22 protein-coding genes and 1 riboswitch are annotated in these 26,504 nt (G+C 62.7%); of the genes, 11 read left to right on the forward strand and 11 right to left on the reverse strand.

All coding sequences use genetic code 11. From position 1 onward, the window contains the following. The first annotated feature begins 66 nt into the window (after positions 1-66). From AC1ME3_RS16775 to AC1ME3_RS16805, 7 genes are all read left to right on the forward strand, one after another. Positions 67-3,114: a TonB-dependent receptor gene (locus AC1ME3_RS16775; RefSeq protein WP_133021370.1), complete on the forward strand. Its 3,048-nt coding sequence runs from the start codon at positions 67-69 to the stop codon at positions 3,112-3,114. Between the two features lie 314 nt (positions 3,115-3,428). Further along, positions 3,429-5,018 carry a tryptophan halogenase family protein gene (locus tag AC1ME3_RS16780; RefSeq protein ID WP_480954091.1) on the forward strand — a complete coding sequence of 530 codons (1,590 nt, stop codon included), beginning with the start codon at positions 3,429-3,431 and terminating at the stop codon, positions 5,016-5,018. Further along, entirely contained in the window at positions 5,018-5,728 is a 711-nt protein-coding gene (locus tag AC1ME3_RS16785; protein WP_480954092.1) for a SapC family protein, read from the forward strand. Before AC1ME3_RS16780 ends, AC1ME3_RS16785 begins: the two co-directional genes overlap by 1 nt. Next, positions 5,721-6,752 (forward strand): cupin-like domain-containing protein, encoded by a 1,032-nt coding sequence (locus AC1ME3_RS16790; protein ID WP_133021367.1) that lies wholly within the window; start codon positions 5,721-5,723, stop codon positions 6,750-6,752. The genes AC1ME3_RS16785 and AC1ME3_RS16790 overlap by 8 nt, the downstream gene beginning before the upstream one ends. Beyond that, positions 6,749-8,260 carry a tryptophan halogenase family protein gene (locus tag AC1ME3_RS16795; RefSeq protein ID WP_480954093.1) on the forward strand — a complete coding sequence of 504 codons (1,512 nt, stop codon included), beginning with the start codon at positions 6,749-6,751 and terminating at the stop codon, positions 8,258-8,260. Before AC1ME3_RS16790 ends, AC1ME3_RS16795 begins: the two co-directional genes overlap by 4 nt. A 10-nt stretch (positions 8,261-8,270) precedes the next feature. After that, positions 8,271-9,338: a LacI family DNA-binding transcriptional regulator gene (locus AC1ME3_RS16800; RefSeq protein ID WP_056059918.1), complete on the forward strand. Its 1,068-nt coding sequence runs from the start codon at positions 8,271-8,273 to the stop codon at positions 9,336-9,338. Positions 9,339-9,659: 321 nt separating this feature from the next. After that, the gene (locus AC1ME3_RS16805) at positions 9,660-9,803 is read left to right on the forward strand and encodes a hypothetical protein (RefSeq protein ID WP_480954094.1); all 144 of its coding nucleotides are present in this window, start codon (positions 9,660-9,662) and stop codon (positions 9,801-9,803) included. A 56-nt stretch (positions 9,804-9,859) separates the two neighbouring features. Here AC1ME3_RS16805 and AC1ME3_RS16810 read toward each other — a convergent pair whose 3' ends face one another. Then, complete coding sequence (locus AC1ME3_RS16810) at positions 9,860-10,267, reverse strand: response regulator (RefSeq protein ID WP_209570587.1); 408 nt, start codon at positions 10,265-10,267, stop codon at positions 9,860-9,862. A 234-nt stretch (positions 10,268-10,501) separates the two neighbouring features. Here AC1ME3_RS16810 and AC1ME3_RS16815 point away from each other — a divergent pair, with 234 nt between their 5' ends. Beyond that, positions 10,502-12,025, forward strand: coding sequence for a PAS domain-containing protein (locus AC1ME3_RS16815; RefSeq protein ID WP_480954095.1), 1,524 nt, complete (start codon positions 10,502-10,504; stop codon positions 12,023-12,025). Between the two features lie 183 nt (positions 12,026-12,208). Here AC1ME3_RS16815 and AC1ME3_RS16820 read toward each other — a convergent pair whose 3' ends face one another. After that, positions 12,209-14,248 carry a TonB-dependent receptor gene (locus AC1ME3_RS16820; protein WP_480954096.1) on the reverse strand — a complete coding sequence of 680 codons (2,040 nt, stop codon included), beginning with the start codon at positions 14,246-14,248 and terminating at the stop codon, positions 12,209-12,211. Positions 14,249-14,417: 169 nt separating this feature from the next. Then, positions 14,418-14,654: riboswitch (cobalamin riboswitch) on the reverse strand. 148 nt (positions 14,655-14,802) lie between these two features. On the opposite strand from AC1ME3_RS16820, the gene AC1ME3_RS16825 reads away from it, so the two are divergent. The 3 genes from AC1ME3_RS16825 to AC1ME3_RS16835 all read left to right on the forward strand — a co-directional run bounded on the left by AC1ME3_RS16825 (position 14,803) and on the right by AC1ME3_RS16835 (position 19,068). Continuing rightward, a complete protein-coding gene (locus AC1ME3_RS16825) occupies positions 14,803-15,213 on the forward strand; it encodes a DUF2946 family protein (RefSeq protein WP_480954097.1) in 411 nt (136 codons plus the stop codon). Between the two features lie 79 nt (positions 15,214-15,292). Continuing rightward, positions 15,293-17,665, forward strand: a complete 2,373-nt coding sequence (locus AC1ME3_RS16830) for a TonB-dependent receptor (protein ID WP_480954098.1) — start codon at positions 15,293-15,295, stop codon at positions 17,663-17,665. 8 nt (positions 17,666-17,673) lie between these two features. After that, positions 17,674-19,068 carry a PepSY-associated TM helix domain-containing protein gene (locus tag AC1ME3_RS16835; RefSeq protein ID WP_480954099.1) on the forward strand — a complete coding sequence of 465 codons (1,395 nt, stop codon included), beginning with the start codon at positions 17,674-17,676 and terminating at the stop codon, positions 19,066-19,068. A gap of 122 nt (positions 19,069-19,190) precedes the next feature. Here the strand turns inward: AC1ME3_RS16835 and AC1ME3_RS16840 are convergent, their stop codons facing one another. The 9 genes from AC1ME3_RS16840 to AC1ME3_RS16880 all read right to left on the reverse strand — a co-directional run bounded on the left by AC1ME3_RS16840 (position 19,191) and on the right by AC1ME3_RS16880 (position 26,391). After that, a complete protein-coding gene (locus AC1ME3_RS16840) occupies positions 19,191-19,523 on the reverse strand; it encodes a YnfA family protein (protein WP_480954100.1) in 333 nt (110 codons plus the stop codon). Positions 19,524-19,919: 396 nt separating this feature from the next. Beyond that, positions 19,920-21,809: a potassium transporter Kup gene (locus AC1ME3_RS16845; protein WP_480954101.1), complete on the reverse strand. Its 1,890-nt coding sequence runs from the start codon at positions 21,807-21,809 to the stop codon at positions 19,920-19,922. A gap of 187 nt (positions 21,810-21,996) precedes the next feature. Continuing rightward, on the reverse strand, positions 21,997-23,229 hold the full coding sequence (gene lysA / locus AC1ME3_RS16850; protein ID WP_480954102.1) for a diaminopimelate decarboxylase: 1,233 nt from the start codon (positions 23,227-23,229) through the stop codon (positions 21,997-21,999). Between the two features lie 17 nt (positions 23,230-23,246). Next, positions 23,247-23,510: a hypothetical protein gene (locus tag AC1ME3_RS16855; protein ID WP_056527030.1), complete on the reverse strand. Its 264-nt coding sequence runs from the start codon at positions 23,508-23,510 to the stop codon at positions 23,247-23,249. After that, positions 23,507-23,800, reverse strand: coding sequence for a hypothetical protein (locus AC1ME3_RS16860; RefSeq protein WP_480954103.1), 294 nt, complete (start codon positions 23,798-23,800; stop codon positions 23,507-23,509). Before AC1ME3_RS16860 ends, AC1ME3_RS16855 begins: the two co-directional genes overlap by 4 nt. A gap of 240 nt (positions 23,801-24,040) precedes the next feature. Further along, positions 24,041-24,304 carry a hypothetical protein gene (locus AC1ME3_RS16865; protein ID WP_480954104.1) on the reverse strand — a complete coding sequence of 88 codons (264 nt, stop codon included), beginning with the start codon at positions 24,302-24,304 and terminating at the stop codon, positions 24,041-24,043. A 148-nt stretch (positions 24,305-24,452) separates the two neighbouring features. Then, complete coding sequence (locus AC1ME3_RS16870) at positions 24,453-25,421, reverse strand: magnesium and cobalt transport protein CorA (protein WP_480954105.1); 969 nt, start codon at positions 25,419-25,421, stop codon at positions 24,453-24,455. 12 nt (positions 25,422-25,433) lie between these two features. Beyond that, on the reverse strand, positions 25,434-25,826 hold the full coding sequence (locus tag AC1ME3_RS16875) for a hypothetical protein (RefSeq protein ID WP_480954106.1): 393 nt from the start codon (positions 25,824-25,826) through the stop codon (positions 25,434-25,436). 25 nt (positions 25,827-25,851) lie between these two features. Continuing rightward, positions 25,852-26,391: a hypothetical protein gene (locus AC1ME3_RS16880; RefSeq protein ID WP_480954107.1), complete on the reverse strand. Its 540-nt coding sequence runs from the start codon at positions 26,389-26,391 to the stop codon at positions 25,852-25,854. Positions 26,392-26,504 lie beyond the last annotated feature (113 nt).

Genomic DNA, 26,504 nt, shown 5'->3' on the forward strand with positions numbered 1-26,504 from the left:
AGCGGGAAAGTGAACGTTCACGGGAAAAGGCGCAGGTCATAGCGTCGTCTACAGGGGAGGATTACCATGCGTAGCTTCGCAGCTCGCTCGCTTTCGCGTTTCATCATCGGCACGTCCGCGTTGGCTCTGGTCGGCACGCCCGGTATCGCCATGGCGCAGGACGCGGCCGCAACCGTCGGCAATCCAGGGCCGTCGGACATCGCGCCACAGGCCGCCCCGACCGACCCCAACGCGACCACCGACGATATCGTCGTGACCGGCATCCGCGCATCGTTGCGTGAAGCGATCGACATCAAGCGCAACGGCCAGGGCGTGGTCGACGCGATCTCGTCCGAGGACATCGGCAAGTTCCCCGACACAAACCTCGCGGAGTCGCTCCAGCGCATCACCGGCGTGTCGATCGACCGCTCGAACGGCGAAGGCTCGACCGTCACCGTCCGCGGCTTCGGTCCCGAGTACAACCTCGTCACGCTGAACGGCCGCCAGATGCCGACCTCGACGCTCGGCGACGGCGCCAGCGCGCCCGCCTCGCGCTCGTTCGACTTCGCCAACCTCGCCTCCGAAGGCGTGGCCGCGGTCGAGGTCTACAAGACCGGTCGCGCCGCCATACCGTCGGGCGGCATCGGTTCGAGCATCAACATCCGCACCCCGCGCCCGCTCGACAAGCCGGGCACGCGCGGCAGCATCGCCGCAAAGGGCGTGCTCGACAGCTCGCGCAACGGCAAGGACCAGATCACGCCCGAAGTCTCGGGTATCCTGTCCACCACGTTCGCCGACGACCGCATCGGCGTGCTGTTCAGCGGCGCGTACCAGCGTCGCAAGGCGAGCAACAACTCGGCGAGCGTCGGCTTCCGCGATGGGTTCCTCGGTGCGGAGAACAACTGGGGCACGCTGGCGCAGCCCGGCACGCCCGGCGCCGCGAACATCACCAATCGCCCCGGTCCGACGGACGTTTACGAGATCCCGCAGAGCGCCGCCTACGACGTCATCGACATCGATCGCGAGCGCATCAACGGCCAGCTCGTGTTGCAGGCAAAGCCGACCGACACGCTGACCGCGACGCTCGACTTCACCTATTCGAGCAACAAGGTCGAGGTCCGCGACAGCAGCGTAGGGATCTGGTTCAACTTCGGCGACACGCGCAGCGCCTGGACCAATGGCCCCGCAGCAGGGCCGGTCTTCTATTCGGAGAATTTCGCGCCCGGCAAGGATCTGTCGTACAGCAGCTCGCTTACCGCAAACAAATCCGAGAACAAGTCGATCGGCGGCAACCTGACCTGGGAAGCGCCGGGCAACGTCACGATGTCGCTCGACGCGCATCACTCGACCGCGGTCTCAAAGCCGACCAACGATTACGGCAGCAGCACGTCGATTGGCGGCGCGATCTTTGGCGTCCAGTCGCAGACTGTGAACTTCGAGAACGACCTGCCGATCATCTCGTACCAGATGTATCCGGGGATCGACCCGCTCAACGCTGCGCTGATCACGCCGACCGGCAACGCGTTCCGCAACGCGTATTTCAAGGACGAGATCAACCAGCTCCAGCTGAAGGGTCATTACGACCACGACGGCGAGTTTCTCGACAGCATCGACTGGGGCTTCTCGTACGTCGACAACAAGGTCCGCTCGGCCTACGGCTTCATTCAGAACGAGACCTGGGGCGGCATCGATCCGCGCGGCGCCTCGTTCGGTGCGGCCGCGGTGCCCGACGATTTCTTCAACCTCACCAGCATCCCCGACAAGTTCAAGGGCGTCTCGGGGTCCGGCAATCCGGCGATCCCGCAGTCGATCTACACCTTCAATTTCGAGCAGATGGCCGAATTGCTGCGCGCGCAGTACAACATCTGCAGTGCGCCGCAGACCGGCGTCGCCGCGCCCGGCACCTGCCTTGCCAACTACACCAACGATCGCCGGATTCGCGAGCAGACGATCTCGCCGTATATCCAGTTCAACGGCAAGTTCGACGTGTTCGGTCGCCCGGCGCACATCATCGGCGGAGTCCGCTATGACGAGACGCAGGTGAACTCGTCCGCACTGGTGCCGATTCCGAACGGCACGCGCTGGACCGGCGCCAATGAATTCGCCCTCACATACGGCGCCAATTCGTTCACCTCGCTCAAGGGCAACTATCACAACTGGCTCCCCGCGGTCGATTTCGACATCGAACCGGTGCGCAACGTCAAGCTGCGCGCCTCGTACAGCCACACCATCACGCGCGCGGACTACGGCAGCCTGCAGGGTGGCCTGAACATCGATTCCAACCCGCGTATCGGCGGCGGCACGGGCAGCCAGGGCAACCCGAACCTTCTCCCCTTCAAATCGAAGAACATCGATCTGTCGGCGGAATGGTATTACGGGCCTGAGAGCTATGTCTCGGTCGGATACTTCACCAAGGACGTGAAGAACTTCATCGGCACGACTCAGCTCAACACGCCCGCGTTCAACCTCCGCAACCCAGGCTCGGGCCCGCGCTATCGCCAAGCGGTGGCGGCGCTGGGAACGACAGACAATCTGCGCGTGCGCGATTACATCCTGCGCAACTTCCCCGCCTCGTCGCAGGTTACGGGGACGAGCGATGCCGGCCTGTTGAACGGCAACATCTTCGGCCTACCCGAGGACGATCTGTTCAACTTCCAGCTGAGCCAGCCGTTCAACAGCGACCAGACCGCGAACATCAACGGCTGGGAATTCGCGATCCAGCACCGGCTGTGGGAAACCGGCTTCGGCGTCATCCTGAACTACACGATCGTCAACGGCGACGCGAAATACGACAACACGCTCGATCCCAACATCGGCCAGTTCGCGCTGACCGGGCTGAGCGACAGCGCCAACGCGGTCGGCTATTACGACAAGAACGGCATCCAGGCGCGCGTCGCGTATAACTGGCGCGGGCAATTTTATGCCGGGGGTGCGTTCGACCCGACCTATGTCGAGGCGTATGGCCAGGTCGATGCGAGCGCGAGTGTCCAGATGACCAAGGGGCTCGCGGTGTTCGCCGAAGCGATCAACCTCACCGGCCAGGGCCGCCGCGGGCATCGTCGCTCGGACAATTTCGTGACGTTCGCGCAACCGGGGTATGCACGCTACTCGGCAGGCCTCCGCTTCAACTTCTAAGGCGAACGATCCTCCCCCGCAAAGGGGAGGTGGCTGGCACTTGCCAGACGGAAGGGGAGGTAAGGGTAACAGCGGTTCCGTGTCCTCCCCCTCCGTCGCCTACGGCGCCACCTCCCCCTGGCGGGGGAAGAGCGTGAGGTATGGACGGTCTCGAACTGCTCCGTCATCCTGACGTAAGTCAGGACCCAGAGCCAATGACGACCGTCTTCAGGTACCCTGGGTCCTGACTTTCGTCAGAATGACGGCCAAGGATGGCGCAACCGCCGCGGACGGAACGAGTTGGCACGCGCAGATAGGGAAACAGGAAACGGACGATGGCCACGAATACCGGCCCCGGAATCACGAGCGACCACCCGATCACGCACATCGTGATCGTCGGCGGCGGCACGGCCGGCTGGCTTACCGCCTGCCTGATCGCCGCGCGTGCCGATCGCGACACCGCGCGCCCGCTCTCCGTTACCCTCGTCGAGTCCCCCGATGTCGCGACGATCGGCGTCGGTGAAGGCACATGGCCGACGATGCGTCGCACGCTCGAACGTATCGGCATCACCGAAACCGACTTCCTTCTCGCCTGCGATGCCGCGTTCAAGCAGGGCTCCCGGTTCGACGGCTGGCGCACGGGCGCGGCCGACGACAGCTATCTTCACCCCTTTACCGCCCCCGTCGACGGCGACCCGCGCGATCTCGTCTCGGCCTGGTCGGAGCATGGCGGGCGGTTCGCGGACATGGTCGGCGCGCAGGGCGCGATCTGCCATCACGACCTCGCACCACGCCAGCGGGCGATGCCCGACTATGCCGGCACGCTGAACTATGCCTACCATCTCGACGCCGGCAAGCTCGCGGCGCTGCTGACGCGTCACGCGACCGAGCGGCTCGGCGTCCGTCACGTCCGCGACCACGTCGTCGGCATCGACGGCACCGAGCACGGCGATATCGTCGCGGTCCGCACGCGCGCATCGGGCGCCATCGCCGGCGACCTTTTCGTGGACTGCACCGGCCACGCCGCACTGCTGATTGGCGACCATTACGGTGTCGCAACGATCGACCGCGACCGCGAACTGTTCAACGACCGCGCGCTCGCCGTGCAGATGCCCGTCGCGGCCGGCAGCCCGATCGCCTCTCAGACCAACGCCACCGCGCATGCCGCCGGCTGGATCTGGGACATCGGCCTGCCCACCCGGCGCGGCATCGGCTGCGTCTATTCCTCCGGGCATCTGAGCGACGATGCCGCGGCGGACACGCTTACGCGGCATATCCGCGCCACCGCGCCGGACGCGCCGGACGCGCCGCTGCCGACCTTCCGCCAGCTCAAGTTCCAGTCCCGCCACCGCGCGAAATTCTGGGAGCGCAACTGCCTCGCGGTCGGGCTCTCCGCCGGGTTCCTGGAGCCGCTTGAAGCCTCGGCGATCGTTTTGATCGAACTGTCGCTCGATACGCTGCTCGATAATTTCCCCAGTCACCGCGGCGCGATGGACATCCAAGCGACCCGCTTCAACACGCTGTTCCGCTATCGCTGGGACCGGATCGTCGAGTTCCTCAAGCTACATTACGTGCTCAGCGAACGCGACGAACCCTATTGGCGCGATCACCGCGACGCCGCCTCTATCCCCCCGCGCCTCGTCGAACTGCTGGCGCTGTGGCGGCACCAGCCACCGTCGCGCGCCGATTTCCCGATGATCGACGAGATCTTCCCCGCCGCGAGCTATCAGTATGTCTTGTACGGCATGGGCTTTCCGCCGCCGACCCGCGGACCGATCGCGACGGCGGACCGGGCGCGCACGGAAACCTTGCTCGCACAGATCGATCAGCGCAGGCGTATGCTGGCTGCCGGCCTGCCGAGCAATCGTGCGTATCTCGACGCCCTGCGGCATACGACTGCTCCTGCGATGGAATTATCAGCCTGATGTCCGACCACGTCATCCTCACCGCCGACGACCACCGCGACCTGCGCATCCGCACCGAGCGCACGCCCGCGCTCGGCGACGCGGTGATGACCTGCATCACCGTCCCCAGCGAGTTTCGCCGCGTCCAAACGCACTATCCGATCCTGTTCCAGCTCGACCAGACGCGCGACAGCTTTACCGCGCTCGCAATGTTCGGGTTCGAGCCCGGCGAGAACCTGTTCCTGACCGACGCCGGATGGGACGCGCGCTATCGCCCGCTCGCGATCGACAGCCAGCCGTTCCTGGTGGGGCGCGGCGCGGGCGACGTCCGCCAGGTCCACCTCGACATGGCCAGCCCCCGTATCGGCGCCCGCGAAGGCACGCGCGTGTTCGACGATACCGGGCGGCCGACGCCGTATCTCGAACGGATCGCCGATCAGCTCCGCGCACTCGACACCGACTATGTCGCGTCCGCAGACTTCTTCGCCACGTTGCGCCGCTACGAATTGCTCGAACCGCTGACGATGGACGTCACGCTCGACGATGGCTCGAAGAACCGGCTGGTCGGCTATCACGTCATCGACGAGGATCGACTGGTCGCGCTCGACGATGCCGCGGTCGCCGACCTGCACGCCGCGGGGTACCTGATGCCGATCTTCATGGCGCTCGCGTCGCTCGGCAATATCGGCGACCTGATCGCGCGAAAGAACCGGCGGATGACGCGTGGCTGACGCCGATCCCGGTATCTTTGCGACCATGCCGCGCATCCGCGAGATCGAGATCCGCGATCCCGCAGACTTGGACGTGCATCTGCGCGCAGCGACCACGCCGTTCATTGGCCGTGGGTTGATCGCGGATTGGCCTATGGTGCGCGCGGGACTGCAATCGTCGCGAGCGGCACGCGACTATATCCAGGGCCACGCCCGCGACCTGCCCTTCGCGGTCTCCGTCGCGATGCCCGACAGCGGCGGGCGACTGTTCTACGACGCCGCGCACGCGATGAACTTCCAGATGCTGCGCGCGAAACTGCCCGAGATCTTCGCACGGATCGACGCCAACGAAGGCGTGGCCAACGCGCATGCCATCTATCTCGCGTCGATCGACATGCACCAATTCTTCGTCGGGCTGCACGAGGCGAACCATGTCGCGCTGGGCGTCCGCACGCCGCTCGCCAGTATCTGGATGGGCACCCGGACGCGGATCGCCGCGCATAACGACGTGCCCGACAATCTCGCCTGCGTCGCGGTCGGGCGACGCCGCTTCACGGTCTTCCCGCGCGACCAGTTCCGCAATCTCTACCTCGGCCCGGTCGACAACACGCCGGCCGGGCGCGCGGTCAGCATGGTCGATTTCCACGATCCGGACTTCGCCGCACACCCCCGTTTCCGACAGGCGCTGGAGCACGGCCAGGTCGCGGAACTGGAGGCTGGCGACGCGCTCTACATTCCCGCGATGTGGTGGCATCATGTCGAGGGGCTGTCCGACTTCAACGTGCTGGTGAATTACTGGTGGCGCGAGACGCCGCGTTGGCTCGGCCAGCCACAGGATGCGCTCAACCACGCGATGCTGGCGATCCGCGACCTGCCCGCGGACGAGAAGGCGCATTGGCGCGAGATGTTCGACCAGTATGTCTTCGCCAACGGTCCCGACGTCACGGACCATATTCCCGAGGCGGCGCGCGGCGTGCTCGCGCCGCTCACCGCCGACACCGCGGGTCGCCTCCGCGCCTTCCTCCTGAGAGCGCTCAGCCGATGACCGAACACCCTATACGCCGCGTCGTAATCGCCGGGGGCGGCACCGCCGGCTGGATGGCCGCCGCCGCGATCGCGCGCACGATGGGCAGCACGATCGAGCTGACGCTGGTCGAATCCGATGCGATCGGCACGGTCGGCGTCGGCGAATCGACGATCCCGCCGATGATCACCTTCAACCGCCTGCTCGGGATCAACGAAGCCGAGTTCATGCGCGAGACGCAGGCGACGTTCAAACTCGGCATCCTGTTCGACGACTGGAAGGATCGTGGCGAGCGCTATTTCCACTCGTTCGGGATCACCGGCAAGGATCACTGGTCCGCGGGCTTCCAGCATTTCTGGCTGCACGGCCTGACCAAGGGTCACGCGCAGCCCTACGACGATTACTGTCTCGAGCTGCGTGCTGCGTTGCAGGGCAAATTCGCGCATCTGCCCGACGACCGGATGAACTATGCGTACCAGCTCGATTCGACGCGCTACGCCAAGTTCCTCCGGAAGATGGCGGAGGCCGACGGCACGCGCCGCCTCGAAGGCAGGATCGCGCAGGTCGAGCTGAACGGTGAGAGCGGTGACATCGCCGCGCTGGTGCTCGAGTCCGGCGCGCGGATCGAGGGCGACCTGTTCCTCGACTGCACGGGGTTTCGCGCGTTGCTGATCGAGGGCGCGCTGCACGCCGGGTTCGATGACTGGACGCATTACCTGCCGTGTGATTCCGCGATCGCGATTCAGACCGAGAGCGTGCGGCCTGCCTTGCCCTATACGCGGGCAATGGCGCATGATGCGGGCTGGCAGTGGCGCATCCCGCTCCAGCATCGCACCGGCAACGGCATCGTCTATTGCAGCCGCTATCTCGACCGCGACGCAGCGCTCGACCGGCTGCTCGCCAATATCGAGGGCAAGACGCTGACGGAGCCGAACGTGATCCGTTTCGTGACCGGCGCGCGGCGGCAGCAATGGCATCGCAACTGCATCGCGATTGGGCTGTCGGGCGGGTTCATGGAGCCGCTGGAATCGACCAGCATTCACCTGATCCAGCGTGCCGTACTGCGGTTGCTGCGGCTGTTCCCGTCGGGCCCAGTCAGCCCCCGCGACGTCGCCGAGTTCAACGACCAGCAGCATACCGACATGCTGCAGATCCGCGATTTCCTGATCCTGCACTACAAGGCGACGAACCGCCGCGACAGCGCGTTCTGGCGGCAATGCGCGGCGATGCCGATCCCCGCCTCGCTCGAACACAAGATCGAGCTATTCCGCGAAACCGGCCGCGTGTTCCGCAAGAACGAGGAGCTGTTCGCGGAGAACAGCTGGGTGCAGGTGATGCTCGGCCAGGGCATCGTCCCGCGGAGCTATCACCCGATCGCGACCAAGCTGCGCGACGACGAACTGGCGCGGCTGCTCGGCGGCCTGCGCGACGGCACCAACGCGACCGTCGCGGGGTTGCCCGAGCATGCCGAGTACGTCGCGCGCTACTGCGGCGCCGCACCCGCCCCCTCACCCGTCCTCGCAGCCTGAGTTCAGACGCATGGCACGGCGGCGTCAGGCGGTAACGATCAAGCATGTCGCGGCTGATGCTGGTGTCTCGCTGCAGACTGTCAGCCGCGTGGTGAACAAGGAAACGGGTGTCCGGCCCGAGATGATGCAACGCGTCCAGGCATCGATCGACAAGCTCGGCTATGTCCCGTCGATCGCCGCGCAACGCATGGGCGGATCACGCTCGTACCTGATCCTCGCGCTCAACGACCGCGAGCGAACCATCGCCGACTGGCGCGCGCGGCAAGGGACCGACTGGTTCGACCAGATGATGCTCGGCGGGATGCTGACCTGCGCCGAACACGGCTATCGCCTGATCGTTGAGCTCGTCGACACGCATAGCGACCATATCGAGCGCGAGTTGCTGGCCGCGATCGCCGCACTGCAACCCGATGGCGTGATCCTGACGCCCCCGCATTCGGGCAATCCGCTGATCATCAACCTGCTCGAGGCACACGGCATCAGCTTCGCACGGATCGGCTCGCTGACCGACGGGCCTGGCATCCGACTGATCATGGACGACACGCGAGCGGCACGGATCGCGACCGAGCATCTGCTCGACCTCGGCCACCGGCGGATCGGCTTTATCGCCGGGCCGGCGGAATATGAGCTGAGCGCGTGGCGGGTCGACGGCTGGCGTGCGGCGATGCAGGCGGCTGGCCTGGCGACGGACGATCTGCTGGCGATCGGCGACTTCAGCCACGCCTCTGGTCGCGCCGCGGCATCGGAACTCCTGACACTGAACGAGCCGCCGACCGCGATCATCGCGAGCAACGATCAGATGACGCTAGCGACGCTCGAACTCGCGCGCGAGCGTACCCTCGCCGTGCCAGGGGACCTATCTCTGATCAGCTTCGACGATACCCCGATCATCCGCTTGGCGCATCCGTCGCTGACCGCCATCGTCCAGCCGATCGCCGAAGTCACCGCGCTGGCCGTCAACCTCATCATCGCCGACCACGTCAACGGCCCAACGACCGCCACCCCGGTTACGGTACCCGCGAGGATGACCGTTCGCGAGTCCACCGCATCGATTTTTGGCGGAAAAGGAAACACCTGATCAAATACATAGCTCAATAGGTCGTCGTGACCAGCGGATCCGAAGAACGCGCTGGGTCTGGAGCCGGATTCAATCATTAAATCCGCTCCGCCGTATGAACGAACGTCCGCTCAGGCCACGGTTCGCTCGAAAGCGGCCATTCTGCTTTCCACCAATTCCGGCCATTCCGCTTCCGCCCAAATTTGGACGTTTGGGCGTGCGATCATATCTCACGATAGCCGCCATCCGTTAAGCTAGCTTACGAGCAGTAGTAGAAATCGCAGTGAGCGTCGCACATCCATACTATCGACGTCGCTGGATTAAAACAAATATACTGTCTCTATGAGCTCCGATAACCCGCTGACGGCCCAAGACCTGAAAGACGAATTGGAAGTGTTACTAGAACTCGCGGACAACCTTGGCCTCACGGTCGTTGGTGCGTTGCTAGCTTCCGCAATCGACGTGATCCCGATCGTTCGACATTGATATCATTCCTCCCCATCTCGACTATTTCGGCTTTAACCAATAAGCAGTGTCATTGATCAAACCGCCTTTTTAAGCGGCTCCGGCAATTTGTTGTCCGGGAGCATATTCCGCAAATGCTGGTGCACCATTTGCTTGTTGAACGGCTTGGAGATGAATGTGGCCTTTTCAGGCATTTCGCCCGCTTTTGGTAGAACATGACCGGACGCGATCACGATTTCGATCGCCGGCCAGCGTTCGGCGACATGCCGTGCTAACGCAAAGCCGTTGGTGTCGCCGGGCATGTCGACGTCAGAGAACAGCAGTACGATGCTTTCCCAATTGTTGGCTAAGACCCGCTTCGCCTCGTCGCCATCCATGGCCTCGTAAAAGCGGAATCCGGCGTCTTCGAGGATAGCAGTCGTATCCATCATGATGAGCGGATCATCATCGACAACGAGCGCGTAAGGTACGGTTGAAAGGGTCATGGAGCTCTAACCCGCCCGCCATGGGCCGAGTTGCGGCCCGCGAGGATTTTACGCTCGTTTTCTTGGAATGCGACCGCGGCATGGCCGTATTTGCGGGCCATGCCGGCGTCGTTTGCAGGCTGTTAACCCAGTAGTCTTGTCGCAATAGCCATCTTAGCCTACTGACATTAAAGAGCTAAAAACGCGTAGCGTCCAACGACATAAGGCCCGTTGAGCGCGCGAACGGAGTGACGTTTGCGAGATATCCAGGAAGAAGCGCGGATCGTACGCGAACTGACGCGCGGCGATAGCGGGTCCGACCCTTTTGCCTCGGCTGTCCGCGCGACGCGCATGCCGATGATCATCACCGACCCCCGGTTGCCTGACAATCCCATTGTGTTTGTGAACGACGCCTTTGGGAAGCTGACCGGATATGCCCGCAGCGAGATCATGGGTCGCAACTGCCGGTTTCTGCAGGGACCGAACACGGACATGGCCGACGTCTGCCGCGTTCGAGACGCGATACGTGCGCGGGAGTCGATCGAACTCGACCTGCTGAACTACAAGAAGGACGGCACGCATTTCTGGAACCGGTTGCTGGTTTCGCCTGTGTTTAACGACGACGGGGTGCTGCTCTATTTCTTCGCCTCGCAGTACGACGTCACTCTTGAGCGCGAACGCCTCGTCAATCTTCAGCTCGATCGCGATGCCCTCGAAGCAGAGGTAGAGCGCCGCATTGCCGAGCTTCAGGAGAGCGAGCAACGGCTTCAGTTTGCTCTTGATGCCGGCCGTCTCGGGTCCTGGAGCATCAATCTCGATACGTACAGGCTGACGGCATCTGCCGAATGCAAGAGGATATGCGGTCGTGCCCCGACCGATCCTCTGACCCTCGACGAACTGCGGGAGTCGATCCATCCGGAAGACCGGCAGATGCAGGTCGATGGCATAGAGCGCGCCGTACGCGACCGATCGCTGCTGGATATCGAGTACCGCTTGCGGACGCCGGCAGGCGAGGAACGTTGGGTACAGATCCGGGGGCAGGCCAGCTACCGCGCCGATGGCACACCATTGGCAATCGTCGGGACAACCCAGGATGTGACTGCGCGGAGACGCGCTGAGGAGCATCGGACCCTTTTGGCTAATGAGCTAAGCCACCGGGTGAAGAACACGCTCGCGTCCTTGCAGGCGATCGTCTCGCAAACGATGCGCCGGGCGACCTCTGTGCAGGAGGCCGGCACGACGCTGGAAGCACGCATACATGCGATGTCGGCCGCGAATGACTTGCTGATCAGTGGCAGGTTCGAAAGCACATCTCTGCGTGCGCTGGTCGAGCGTACCCTTACCCCCTTTGGGGTGGAAGACGGGCAGAGGTTTAAGCTTTCCGGCGAGGACCTTCAGCTCCCGCCCCGCCTCGTCGTCGCCTTCGCCCTTGCCCTCCATGAGCTTGCAACCAACGCCGCAAAATACGGCGCGCTATCGACCGCCGAGGGCGTGATTGATCTGAGCTGGAAGGTCATGGACGGCTGGCAGCCACATGATCTCCACCTCACCTGGATTGAGTCAGGAGGCCCACCGGTTGAACCGCCAACGAGGACCAGCTTTGGCACACAGCTCATTCAGCGTGTTTTGGCGCACGAAACCGGTGGAACGGCTAAAATCTCATACCTTTCTGGCGGCGTCGTGTTCGAAGCCGTCGCACCGTTGGTCGACAGCGCCGACAACGACAATGACAACGAAAACGACAACGAGCAGCGTAATAGAGCCGAAGAAAGGAACTAAGGGGCTGGCCTCTCACAAAGCACCAAGACAGTGTGTTCGGCTTGACGTTATAGCCCCTATCCGTTTTGCCCCTGGTAGGGGAACAACGGTCCATCCCCACAGGGTAGCGCGGGAACATTGAACCGGTACCGCAATAAAAATGATCGCCAGCTTCATTCGCGGCTGGCGATCATCTGGCACTGCCTAGAAATTCACCCGGGCACCCAGGCGCAAGGTGCGTGGTTCAACTACCCGGCTCAACCGATCATCTGTCGGTCCCGCGGTATCGAACGATGGAATATAAGATTCATAGAAATAGGCGATGTCCTTGTCGCGGCTGTCGAGGACGTTGAGCACCTCGCCGTACACCTCGAACCGTCCGATCTTGCGAGCCGCCCGGACGTTGACGACGGTGCTTCCTGAATCTCGGACGCTGTTGTCTTCGATCAACGGATAGGGCCCGAGATGGCGGACGCGAACACTTGCTTCCCACGGATCAAGCACCAGCGCGATCCCGGCGGATGCGGCGTTCTCGAAGGCGTTGGGAATGCGGTCGCCATTGTCGTAGCGCGATCGGCTTGCCGTATAGTTGCCGTCGATCGCAAGCCACGGCCTTGGCCGCCAGAACGCCACCAGTTCATAGCCACGACGCTCGCTGGCACCGGTCGGTTCGACCGCGTTGGAATCTCCGACGAAGCGCAGTTCGCTGTCGACGTCGAGCCACCAATAGGTTGCGGTCAGCGTGATGCCCGGCAACTGCCACCGGGCGCCGACTTCACGGCCGTTGCCGCGAACCAGCACGGGCACCGGCGTTTCGACATTCACCGCGCCGCGCACGTCGTTGGAGTGGAAGCCTCGGCCCCAGTTACCGTAGAACTCCAGCCGATCGGTTGGCGAGTACGCGATCGACGCCTTGGGCGACAGGATCGTGTCGTCACCGCTACCCTCGCCGGCCACTACCGCTGCCTGATCCCGGGCGCGAACGACATAGTGGTAATAGTCGCCGCGGACCCCACCGATCAGGCGGAGACCCGTAACCGGCGTCCACGTCGCTTCGCCGTACAATGCCGCCGACGCTTCCTCGACATGATAGCGACCGAGCGACGACAGGAAGGATCGCGAGCTGGTGCGATATACACCGACGCTACCGATATGGTCGTAGCGCTCTTCGCTACCGAGCGAGACGGCGAGGGTCGGTGCAAGCGTCCAGTGCTTTTCGCCCCTTGCGCCGAAGATCCAGCGTTTGTCGAACTGGCGGATCTGCGCACTGGTCCCGTCCGGATCGGTGTAGGTCGGGTTCGAATACATCGACCAGTCGTAGAACTGACCATACACATTGGCGTGCCAGTCGGGCTGGCGGACCGCGACGTTGCCGACGAGGCGTGTCGTTTCGCCGCGTGCCGTCGGATCGGGTGAGCAGAACACGTTCTTGCAGAGCGCGGTACCGATTATGCGCTCGGGAATCTGTTCGGTCGGACGCCAGGTCGCGCGGTAGGCGTTGAGCGAGGCTTCGATCTGGCCTGCGCCAGCTGGAGCGGTATACTTCGCGAAGCCAGATGCGTGTCGCAGATGCTCAGGCTCCTCCCATGGTCCGTCGTAGACCTTGGTCTGTGCGACGAGCGTCAGCTTCCCCGCACCAATCCCATCAATCGTCCCGCCCGCGGCGATCCGACCATAGCCATAAGAGCCGCCCTCGACCGAAAGCCACGGCCGGGCAAAGCTGTCGATCGTGGTCATGTACGCCGCTCCCGCCAGTGCGAAGTCGCCGCCATCAGCACGGTATGGCCCTTTACGAAAATCCTCGCGCGCCACGATCTCCGGGATCAGTCCGTTGAGATCGAGATAGCCCTGGCCATGACCGTGGGTGCGCAGGTTCATCTGCACCCCGTCAATATAGGTCGTGAAGTCCGACCCGTGATCGAGATTGAAGCCCCGCAGAAAATACTGGTTGGCCTTGCCGCTTCCCGAATGCTGCGCGGCAACCATGCCGGGGATCGCTTCTAGCAATTCAGCGACGCGCAGCAGCGGGCGAACCAGAAGGTCGGCACCGGCGACGGTGCCCTCACTCGCTGCATGCGCAACACCGATCTTTGCTTCGCCTCGGCCGAACACGACAATGTCGTTCGGTACCTGCGTAGGCACAGCCTCGGTGCCTTGCACCTGAGCCCATGCGGGTGTGGTGCTACATACTGAAGCGATAGCCACGCATTCGAGCCATTTTGTTCGTAATCTTAGAGTCTTCATGTCCGTCCCCCGTGCGCCAAGCGACTTCGGACGGGGGCGTCCGCTGTGAACGGTCGGCACGCGTCGGCAGGCGGACGCAAGCGCCCGCGACACGAACCGATGCGACCCCCGCCGCTCGTTCGTCGCTCAGACGGAAGAACCGTGCCCCGACCATCCCCTGGACCAAAGCAAGAGCGACCAGACGCTGGCAGGTCTCCTGGCTCACGGGTCGTCGCTCGACATACGGCCTTCCCGGATCTCGGCCGTTACGGCGTTGGTCCAGTGGCTGCACCCTCCAGAAGAGGACGCGATGTACGTCTCGCTCGCCGCTTACAGTTGCAGGGACAGCCTCGGCTTCGAGAGAGCGTCTCCCACACCGTGTTCCCTATTAAGTCCCTCTCGGGACACCAACGCGATCTTTGTCGGGTCGGAGACACTTCTCCGGCCTGACGGACAATGCGTACCGAGGAAGGTTTCGATCGGCAAGACAGCCTCGGCCTTCTCTGATCCCGTCCGTTTGCAGGGAAGATCGACACGGCAATGACAGGACTGCCTGCCTGCGCTACCCGCGTTCGGTGTTCGCCGTTCGTCGCCTCCTAGCGCAACGCTACTTCGCTGTGCTCGTGTGCGCGGCAGCGTTGTTACTCAAGTTGCTCGTACCGTCCGGGTACATGATCGGCAGCGAGCATGGCCGGATCACAATCGAGCTATGTTCCGGCGTCGCCCCTCGAGCCGTGACGATGGCGATGCCGGAGATACACGGCGACATGCCCGATCATGGCAAGTCGCAGGATCACGGCAAGGCTGAAATGCTGTGCGCGTTTGCGGGCCTGTCAGCAGCATCGCTCGGTGCGATCGATCCTATTCAGTTCGTCATCCTGATCGCCTTCGTCATGGCGGTCGGGCTTTCGTCGACCGTGCTGCCGGCGATCACTCGCCGCAGCTATCTTCGGCCTCCGCTTCGAGGTCCACCGGCCCTCCTTTGACCAACTGATCGCGTGCTCCTTCAGGGGCAACCACGTCCACGGCCCGCGTGCTTTCGCGGGGCCGGTCAAAGGCCTATTCATGATCCGATCCCACTTGTTGGCGGGGGCATGCCTGCCCTGCCTCCTGCTCGCAGTACCAGCATTTGCTCAGGATCTGGCGGCATCCCCCACGAAGGCCGACGCAACAGCGACCAACGCGCTGAGCGTTGGACCAGCGCAAACCGGCGACATCATCGTTACTGCGTTGAAACGCCCGCAAGCGCTCCAAGACGTGCCCGCAAGCGTCACCATCCTGTCCGCTGACCTGCTTCGCCACCTCAATGCGCAGGACTTCTCACGTGTCGCGGACTCCGTGCCGGGCCTGGCCTTCGCGACCACTGGGCCCGGCAACTCGCAGTACATCATACGCGGGATCGGCGGGGTCGGGTTCGTCCAGTCGCCGACCACAGGCGTCTATCTCGACGAGACCCCGCTTCAGACCCGCGCGCTCCGCGGCTTTTCACAACCTGACCCGCAGCTGTTCGACGTCGCTCGGGTCGAAGTGCTGCGCGGACCGCAAGGCGTGCTGTTCGGTTCGTCATCGATGGGCGGCCTTGTCCGCATCGTGACGAACCAGCCGGATGCTACCAAGATCGCCGCACTGGGTCAGGCGAGCGTCTCGACCGTAACCGATGGCGGTACGAGCTGGGACGCCAAGGCGATGCTCAATCTGCCGATCGTCGCCGATACGCTGGCACTGCGCATATCGGGCGGGTTTGCCCGGCAGGGCGGCTGGATCGACGATCTCCGACCCACTACCGGCGACCTGACCGAGAACGCCGGAACGTCGGCGGTCCGCAAGGACGTCAACTGGACGCGTACCGGCACGGTTCGCGCTGCGCTTCGCTGGAATGCCACGCCGAGCCTGACGATCACGCCGTCGCTGATGTGGCAGGACGCGTACAGCAATGTGGACCGCCCCCATAGCGACGTGACCTTTGGTAAGCGCGCGCGGCTCAAGGCGCGGTATGCGGACACGTACGCCAAGGATCGGTTCGTGATCGGCTCGCTTCTGATCGAGAACCGGTTCGATGCGCTCGGTGGTTTCACCGTATCGTCCAATTCATCCTGGCTCGACCGGCGCAACCGGCTGTCGTTCGACGTCACCGCGTTCGATTCTCCGATCGTCGAGGACATCGTCGGACCGGGTCCAGGCGGCAAGCTGTTCCCAACGCCGCTCAAGGATTTCGGCCGCACGAAGCAGTTCACGCAGGAGGTGCGTGCGGTGTCCGATGGCCCGGGGCGGCTGCAATATGTGTTCGGCGCGCTCTACCGCGATCTTCATCAGGACTCTGGCCGTACGATCACCGTCGCTGACCTGTTCGGCGTCACCGCGCCGCTGCCGCTCGGTACCAGCAGCCCGGCGGTCATCCAGGACACGACGGTGCGCTTCCGTGAGAGCGAGATCGCGGCGTTCGGCGAGCTGACCTATGCCGTTGTACCGAAGGTGAAGGTCGCGGCGGGCGCACGGGTGTTTGCCTATCGCCAGCGCGAGGCGAGCCGACGCTACGGGGTCGGTGGCGTCGCAGGCGGCGATCTCGCCTACGACTATGACGAGCGCAATCGCGAGAACGGCGTCACACCGCGCTTCACGCTAAGCTATGAGCCAAGCCGTGCCGCGACGCTCTACGCCAGCTACTCGCAGGGATTCCGGACGGGCGGCGTCAATGCGCCCGTGACCGACGATATCTGCTCGGCCGCGGAACGTCGCGCGGCAGGCATTCCCGACGTACCGCCACCCTACGACAGCGACCGTACCGATAATTATGAGATCGGCGCCAAGACCAGCCTGTGGGGCGGTCGCGTGCGGATCAACGGCGCTGCCTATGCGATCGACTGGAGGGATTATCAGCAGGCGTTCCAGACAGCGTGCGGGATCAACAATGCGACGACCATCTCCTTTACCGTCAATGCCGGCCGGGTTCGTAGCCGTGGCGGCGAGCTTGAGGTCACCGTGTCGCCAATCCGGGGGCTCGATCTTCATGCGGGCGGTTCGTTCACCGACGCGACCTACCGCAATGACGTCCCCAACCTGCTTCTGCCGGCAGGGTCGCGTGTGCTCGATGTGCCGCGCTGGCTGTGGAATGTGCGCGGCGAGTATGAAGCAGCATTCACAGATGACCTGACCGGCAATCTGTTCGCCGCGGCGCGTCACGTCGGCGGGTCCAACAGCGGGTTTGGTGAGGGTGAGGTGCTGCCGCGTCCGGCCTATACGTTGGTCGACGCCTCGGCTGGGGTGACGATGCGTGGCGGCGTGGGGATCGACCTGTTCGTTACCAACCTGTTCGACGCCGTACCGGTCTTCGGTCAGGAGTTCACGACGTCGCCCGGCAACACTACTGCGACCAGCTACTTTTCCTATCTCGTCGGCCCGCCGCGGACGGTCGGGATACGTCTGACCAAGGCCTTATGATGGCGGGCATGGACACTTCAGCAATGAACGGGAACCCACCTAACGGCTGGCGGACACCCGGTGCGCGGTGGTACAACGCGGTATGGCGCTGGCACTTTTATGCTGGCCTGTTCTGCATCCCGTTCATCATCTGGCTGTCGCTGACGGGCACGATCTATCTGTGGCGGCCGCAGCTGGAAGCAGTGTTGGACCGGCCCTACGATCATCTCCCGGTTGCCGGACGGACGGTCTCACCCGATGCGCAGGTCCGCGCAGCGCTGGGGGCAGTCCCGAGATCGTCGCTGCATAAATATGTGCTCCCAGAAAAGCCGGGAAACGCCGTGCGTATCATCGTCTCCAGTGATGGCTTTGATCACCGCGTCTACGTCGATCCGCACTCGCTTGCGGTGCTGAACGTCATTGGCGAGGAAGATCGGCCGCTCAATGTCGTGTCGCGTCTTCACGGCGAATTGCTGGCGGGGGTGTGGGGCAGCTACCTCGTCGAGATCGCCGCCTGCTGGGCGATCGTCATGCTCCTGACAGGTCTCTATCTGTGGTGGCCGCGCAACCGGAAAGGGCTCGCGGGTGTCCTCTACCCGCGCCTGAGGGGCGGCCGACGCGTGTTCTGGCGTGATATTCACGCGACTGCCGGCATCTGGGTGTCGGTGTTCGCGCTCGGGCTGATCCTCACTGGCCTTCCGTGGGCAAACGCCTGGGGCAGCTATCTCGGCGAAGTCCGCACGCTCACGGGCGCGACGCAGGGTCCGGTTGACTGGACGATCAGCGGAAAGGCGCCAACGCCGAAAACAGACGCAATGCTCGGCCCTCACGCCGGGCATGACGGCATGGTCATGGCCACGCCCACGATCCGACCGGGTGAACTTGCCCGCGTGATCGCGACGGTCCGGCCGTTGCGGATCGCGCCGCCCGTGCTGCTGTCTCCGCCCGAGCATGATGGTGCACCGTGGGCGGTGTCGTCTGACGCAGCCGATCGTCCGCTGCGATCTGACGCGCAGGTGGATGGTGCTACAGGGCGCCTTGTCGGCCGTGTCGCGTTCGCCGACCGCCATTGGATCGACCGGATCATCGGCTACGGCATCGCGGCGCACGAGGGCGCGCTGTTCGGTATCGCCAACCAGATCCTCGGCTCACTCACTGCGCTGCTGCTGGTCGTCCTAGCCGTATCGGGAGGGGTTATGTGGTGGCGGAGGCGACCAACGGGCTTGTTGGGCGCTCCGGTGCCATCGGCGCGCCCACGCTACCGGCCCGTGTTGGTCGCAGCGATCGTCGGTCTTGGGATCTATATGCCACTGTTCGGGCTGACGTTGTTGATCGTGACGATAGTCGAAAGGGTCCTGCTGCGACGCCTCCCCAGAGCGAGGCTCTGGCTGGGACTGGAGTCTCCCGCCCTTCGCACTGTTTGAACGACGCCCCCTAGCTCGCAGGCAACTGTGTGAGAAACCCCTTCGCAATTAGGGCAGCGGTGAGAAGATGTTCTAAATCGTACGCTAAGCCCTTGGCGCACGGGAACGGCCGGACGTGGTGGTTAGCTGCCGTTCGCCGTTCGTGGCCCGAAGTAGATCACCGCCGCCCCAACAAGGCAGATTGCTGCCCCGAGGAGGTCCCAGCGGTCAGGCTTCGTGTCCTCGGCGAACCACAGCCACGCGATCGCCGATGCGATATAGACGCCGCCGTAAGCCGCATAGGACCGGCCTGCCTGATCCGATTGGGGAAGGGTTAGGAGGTATGCGAAAAGGCATAGCGAGAGGATGCCGGGAGCTATCCACACCGCAGATTTCCCGAGCCGCAGCCATGCCCAGAAGGCAAAGCACCCGGCGATCTCCGCTAGAGCGGCTCCAATGAAGGCGAAAGCAGTCATTTTGACGCTTTCGCAGAACCGGCGAACGTCGGCAAATGGGCGCATCCTACCGTAGCGGGCGCTCCACAAACGAGGGTTTGCGTGACGATCGCTGGTCCTGTTCGATCGTGGGCGATCCATGTCACGCAACTCGTCACTCGATCTATGCGCCGCAAAGGCTAGGGCTTAGCTTAAGATTTCGAACATCTTCTCACCGCTCCCCAATTACCATTGTGAAACAAACGGGTGATTTCGGACGGCACCCTGTCGATTGTCGCAAAACGCCGTCGCCAACCCCGATTGGTGACTAACGCGTGGTTTCGGACAGGATGGCGCGTGATAGATTGGGCCGTTCAATGGGGTAGGGGTCAGAACAGTCAACGGATCTAGTCGACGCTGCCGGGACTGATACGATGATCAGATACGAACTTCGGTTCCAACAACAACCAGTTGTTGCGATGGAATACAAAAAGAGTTTCCAGTCGGTGCCGTATTTCGCTGCATTGAGACAAATATTTCTTCGCGCCATGGCGCCATGCCTGAAATCTCTGCATCCGCGATGATTGTCTCTTGGCCAATATAATAACTGACGTCCGTAAGATCGCCCGAGTCAAATAAACCGGATGCCGCCAAACCGTCAGGGATATTTATGACTTCCATAAAGCCAAAGCTTAAAATCACGCGATCCATATTGTCGCAGACTCTAGATGTTTCAGCGCGTGTTTCCGTTGGGACATAAGGTGTCTCAACCACAACAACCGAAACAAGAACAACGCGTTTCTGGAGCGATCGTCCGTGCCTGATATGCTGCGTCAGCGCAAGTGGTATGCCAGTTGTTGCCGCGCTCAGAAACGCACCAATACCGTTCGTCCGACAATCCAAAACCCCGTCGAGACGTTGAACAAAGTGTTCTTCATCCTCACGCTGATGTGCTCGTGACATCTCAACTAGCCGTACTCCCGACCGCCACGTCAGCATCAGGAACGCAACGACGATTGCAATCACAAGCGGAAACCAGCCCCCTTCGACGAGCTTGACCCCGTTCGCTGCAAAAAACACCATATCAAGCAGGAAGAAGGCGCCATTAACGAGTACGACGAGCAAGGGGCTGTATCCCCACCGGAGCGCAACCAACGCCGCCAAGAAGGTCGATATTGCCATGAGGCCAGAGACCGCAATACCGTATGCGCCAGCTAGCCCCTCGGATGATCGGAAGATAAGGACGGCTGCTAACGTACCTGCTGCCAAAAGCCAGTTTGCAAGAGGAAGGTAGACCTGCCCTTCCTGATCGGCCGCTGTGTGGCGAACATCCAGCCTTGGCAAAAAGCCAAGCTGGATCGCTTGTTGGGTAAGCGAAAACACCCCTGAGATAATGGCCTGACTGGCAATTACCGTCGCGGCAGTTGCGAAAGCGATGAGGGGATAATGCGCCCAGCCAGGGGCAAGGCCGTAAAACGGATTGGTGACGGCCGACGGATCCATCTCGATTAGCGCGGCCTGTCCTAGATAGTTCAGCACCAGCGCGGGCAAGGCGACCGTGAACCACGCCAACCTGATGGGGAACCGGCCAAAATGCCCCATGTCAGCGTACATTGCCTCTCCGCCAGTAACAGCTAAGAACACAGCGCCTAGGACAGCAAAGCTTACGCCCAGTGGCGAGTGAAGCAGGAAGTTGATGGCATTCGTTGGATTGAGCGCGTGGAGGGCTGCTGGGTGGCGGACGACCGCTGCGATGCCCAGCAACGCGATCGCCAAGAACCAGACGAGCATCACCGGACCGAAAATACGCCCTATAAAGCCGGTCCCACGGGCCTGGACGACGAACAGACCGATCAAAATAACGATGGTGATTGGGACGATTGCGGGCGCCAGCATAGGTGCGTCGACCTGCAATCCCTCGACTGCACTAAGCACTGATATGGCCGGTGTTATCACGCCGTCGCCATAAAGGAGTGCTGCGCCTACCAGGCCCAGAATCAAAAGAGCGGCCTGCCGCGTTCGGGGTTCCGCATGGCGAGCGCCGAGGAGCGCGAGCATGGCTACTACCCCACCTTCGCCATCGTTGTCCGCACGCAAGATAAGGATGGCGTATTTTATCGATACGACGACAACAAGCGACCAGATGATAAGCGAAGCGACACCAATCGCAGCAGCGCCCGGAGCGCCGCCCGCAGCCGTGACGGCAACTTTAAAAGCGTAAAGAGGGCTGGTGCCGATATCTCCGTAAACGACACCCAGCGCCGTTAATCCCGCAGCGATACCAGTTCGCTTTTTTATCTCATGCGGATGCTGTCGCTGAACGTCCATGCTTTCCCCGTCGCTCCGATGCTATGTCAGCATTGCCACGAGAACGTTGGCCAGCCCGGTTCGCTCCGAATTGACCTTGAGGGCGCCGAACATGGTGACGCGCCGGCCAAAGGCTGGCGTTTTTCGCTGCACAGTAGCTTTTCGATCGGCAAGGTCCGCTCATCCACACCGTCGAGGTTGGTGCAGGTTACGCTGCCAACTCCGCCGGGAGGATCCGATCGCCCACCACTGTAAAATCGGTATCATCGACCAGTACCTGAGGGCTTAGCGGGCGGCAGTTATAGCTCGATGCCATTGCGGCACCGTAAGCACCAGTGGCATGGAATACCGCGAGGTCACCGCGTCCGACCCTATCAATCGTTTGCGCCATACCGAAGGTATCACCCGTCTCGCAAACCGGACCTGCAATATTGGCAACCATCGTTTCCCCGCTCGGCCTGACTGCTGCAAAACGATGATACGCGTCGTAGAGCGCAGGCCGTGCGAGGTCGTTCATGGCTGCATCCACAATAACGAACGGATGTGTGACGCCCGGCTTCACCCATATAACGCGGGTCATCAAAACCCCCGCCAAGCCAGCGATGACCCGGCCAGGCTCGAACGTGAGGCCGGTGTTCCACTGCGCCGTTACCCGCGACACCATCGCCGCATAATCACCAAACGACGGCATCGTATCGCCGGGACGGTAGGGAATGCCCAGCCCACCGCCCAGATCGACACGTGTTATCGTGTGACCGCGCGCGCGTAACTCGAACACCAGTTCACCGACCCGCCGGTAGGCCGCTTCGAGCGGGCCCAGGTCGCCGAGCTGGCTGCCGATATGGAGCGCTATTCCGTGCAGGTCCAACCCGTCCAGGCTCGCAAGACGGTCGAACATGTCAGGCGCCTCGGCGATGGCGACACCGAACTTGTTCTCACGTTTGCCCGTAGAGATCTTGGCGTGGGTGCCCCCGTCGATGTCCGGGTTGACCCTTAGGACCGCACGCGCTCGGACCCCGCGGCTTTGCGCGAGACGCGACAGAACACGTCCCTCCTCTTCCAGCTCGAGGTTGAACTGGCCGATCCCGGCATCTAGCGCATCAATGAGCTCGCGGTCGGTCTTGCCGACACCGGAGAACACAATCCCGGAGGGCGCGATGCCCGCATCAAGGGCGCGACGCAGTTCGCCTCCCGACACGATGTCCGCGCCATAGCCGCATTCAGCGAGCAGCCGGAGCACTGCGGTGTTTGGGTTGGCCTTGACCGCAAAGGCGAACCGGGCGGACTGAAGGTGACGGAGAGCCGCTGTGAAACCGTTGGCAGTGTGACGCAGGGCACCAGCGGAATAGACGTGGACAGGCGTGCCCACGGCGTCAGCGATCTCCGGCAGTGGTACCTGCTCGGCATGGAGGATGCCGTCATGATAGTCGAAGAAGCTCATCTTCGGTCCTCGAATGGTCATTGCCCGAAGCCGTCGACACCTTGGCCCCGTCGGCGAACACGCGCGGTATGAACCACGTCGATGGTGTGGCTGTGCCCCCGCCGTTCTGCGCGGAACATCTGACCAACCCGTTTGCCGTGGATCATCAGCGGCAGGCCGAGCAGCGCTAGCGGAAAGAAAACGATCATCAATGGCGAACCATCGACGGCCGTACACAAGGCGCAGGAGATGGCCGTCAGCGCAAAGCCGCCAGCTTTCCATTGCAGGTCACGCCGGGTCATGCTGCCTGCCCGCGGGTAACGGCCGATACCGGGTCGCCGATCACAAGGTCGCCGGCAGCAGCCAGTAGCCCCCCGATACCGGGTTGATTGCCCTTGCCGTGACGGTCGTGACATAGCACGATGTCGGCCGGGAAATCGGCTTCCCGTGCCAACGCCTGCGCCATATCGGCAAGCTCGAAGGTGAGGCCGATCGCGGGCTCGTGCAACCGCGTCGCGGCTGCACGGGCGCGTCCGATCATCGTCGGTGCTCCATCAATGCCGTGGCCCTCGATCGCGGTAAACCCGAGCACGCGAGCGTACCTTGCCGCTTCGATCAGCAGCGTTCCGCAAGCACAGTCGGCGTCGACGATACGAACGGAGTGCCGATGCCTTTCTCGGAGATCGCCAAGTGCAGACGCGATACGCGGCCAACGTGGATCGCTCTGCGCGACCCGGCTGCCGACAGTCACAGACGATGCCGGTCGCGTGTGGTTGGCTGACCCCGATGGTGCGCCAACCCATTTCATTCTGGCTGTCATGTCAGTGCCCTCTCAGGCTGCGCGCGGCAGCTGGTAATCATCTGCGGTCACCGGACCGAACGGGATTAACGGAACCAGTGGGATGCCCGCCATTTCCAGGCTCGCATGGTAGATCTGGCATTCGCCCTTGGCGAAGCTCAACGCCGCGCTGCGTGAAACGAAACGGCCTTCCAGTTTCTTGCCGTTGTCCTGCACGAGCCAATGGCCCGCCTTGTCCTGACCGACGTAGATGACGAGCCCGCGTTCATCGGGCTCCGGATTGGGTTCAGACGACATGTTCGCCTTCGTGCCTTTATGATCGAGCGTCCAGGCGCCCGCGCACCCCAATTACGACCCCCGGCATAGTGATTCGAGATCGATTCCCGCAAACCCCATAGTGCGGCCGTAGCATTGGCAACGGCTCGTCGCATTTACCGCCTTGGCGCTACAGCCAGCGCGTCCGGCGGAAGCGCCAGTACAGGCCAGAACAGATGGTCAGAATGACGCCGAGCGTGATCGGGTAGCCGTAAGGGCTGCGCAGTTCGGGCATATGCTCGAAATTCATGCCGTAGATGCCGGCGATCGCGGTCGGGACAGCGAGGATCGCGGCCCAGGCAGCCAGCTGACGAGTGATGACGCCGGTGCGCTGCTGCTCGATCAGGTTGCTGAATTCGAATACAGATGTGAGGACCTCACGCAGACCACTCGCCATTGCTTCGATGCGGCGAATATGGTCGAGAACGTCACTGAAGTAATGCCGTGCTTCGGTATCAACGCACGGCAAATCGTTGCGTGCCAGTTTGCGGGCGACCTCTTCCATCGGCACCAGAATGCGATCGAACCGCATCAGGTCGCGTCGCAACGAGAAGATGCGCGCGATCTGCGCCCGGTCGAGGAACGTGTCGAGCATGCGCTCTTCCATCGCTGCGACTTCCTCCTCGAGCGCCGTCATCAACGGCAGATAACCGTCGACGATGAAGTCGAGCACCGCATGGAGGACATAATCGCCCCCCTGCCCCAGAAGGTCGGGAGCGGCCTCAAGATGTTGGCGCAGTGTCTTGTGCGAGCGGGTGGACCCCTGACGCACGGTTATGATGTGGCTGTGACCCAGGAAGGTCGCAGTCTGGCCATAGACGATATGGCCGTCAGTCAGATGCGCTGTACGCCCGATCACGAACAGCTGGTCGCCGTAAACATCGACCTTGGGTAACTGCCCGTCCTTCAGGGCATCTTCGACCGCCAAAGGATGCAGACCATATAGTTCACGCAGCGTATCGAACTCGTCTTCGCACGGGTCGGACAAACCGATCCAGACGAACTCCGACCGGTCGCTCGGGCAATCGACACGTTCGTCGATCGAGACCTCACGGACACGGCGACCGTGCCGGTAAAGGTAGGCGGCAATGACAGGCACAGCGAAGCTCGATCAGCGCCAGATCGACAGGATGGAACGTCGGGTCCCGAGCAGAGGCTTACCGTGCGGCGTGTTGCGAGAGACCAAGCGACGCGACGTCCGAATAGCGTGACGTGCCTGCATCAAGGAGGCGCCGCGTCGGGTATCGTAGATGCGTCCATGGACCTTAATCGGTTCCATCAGCCTTGCAGCGATGTCCGCCGGATGTCTCTCAGGCGTTAGGCTAGAAGCGTTGCCCCGCTCGAGAAGCTTGCCGCCATGCACCAGCAGGAGGATACCAGCGCTTGCGAGCATGAAGGTCAACAATCCAAGCGCGAATTCCGCAGTTTGCGCCGGTCCTTGGTTAGCCGCTTGGTAGACCGAGCGGTGCACGAGGGTCGATGCCCCCGATGCCGCGATCAGCATTACGCCGACGAGACGGGGCGGTAATCTATGCACCAGCGGTTTCCGGGGATCCGACCCCGCCGGTACGAAGGCTCAAGCGGCCAGCGATCCGTGGTTGAAACCCTGCGGACGTCGCGATCGCAACGGCGGTGCGGCCACGCCGTTCGCCTTGGGCAAAGCGTTCCGCAGCTTGGGCAGAGGGGAAACGTCCCAGCATTTCCCCTGCACTCTCGCGTACGGTCCAGCTGCCATCGGTATCTCGTCCGACCACGAGCAATGCAGGTTCCGTCGTATTCATGACTTTCGAGTTCTCCGGAGGCAGGAAGGTGTCACGAGACCGGGGCCGCCAGCGCTCGCTGACCTCGATTTCGTCGAACAGATGGTGGCCGAGCATCACCAGCGCGCTGCCGGCGCTCGCTCCCAGGAAGCAGATCGCTGCAAAAACGTAAGCAAATGCGCCAGCATTCTGAGATGAAATATGCATCGCACTCAGGCGCAAAACAGCGGTGTACGCTATTGCGCAAAGGAGAAGTCCAGAGGCGCGCAAACCGAGGTCCGCACGCCGCGACCGATGCCACGCCGTCATGCCACAATCCTTGTTATGGCAATCCAGTTATCGACCTCGGCATAGCAATTCGAGATCGATTCCAGTTATCTGCGTAGCGCCCGCATAGTGCAGGACGATTTTGCCTGGTCTTA

It is taken from the genome of Sphingomonas sp. BL2 (assembly GCF_056680015.1).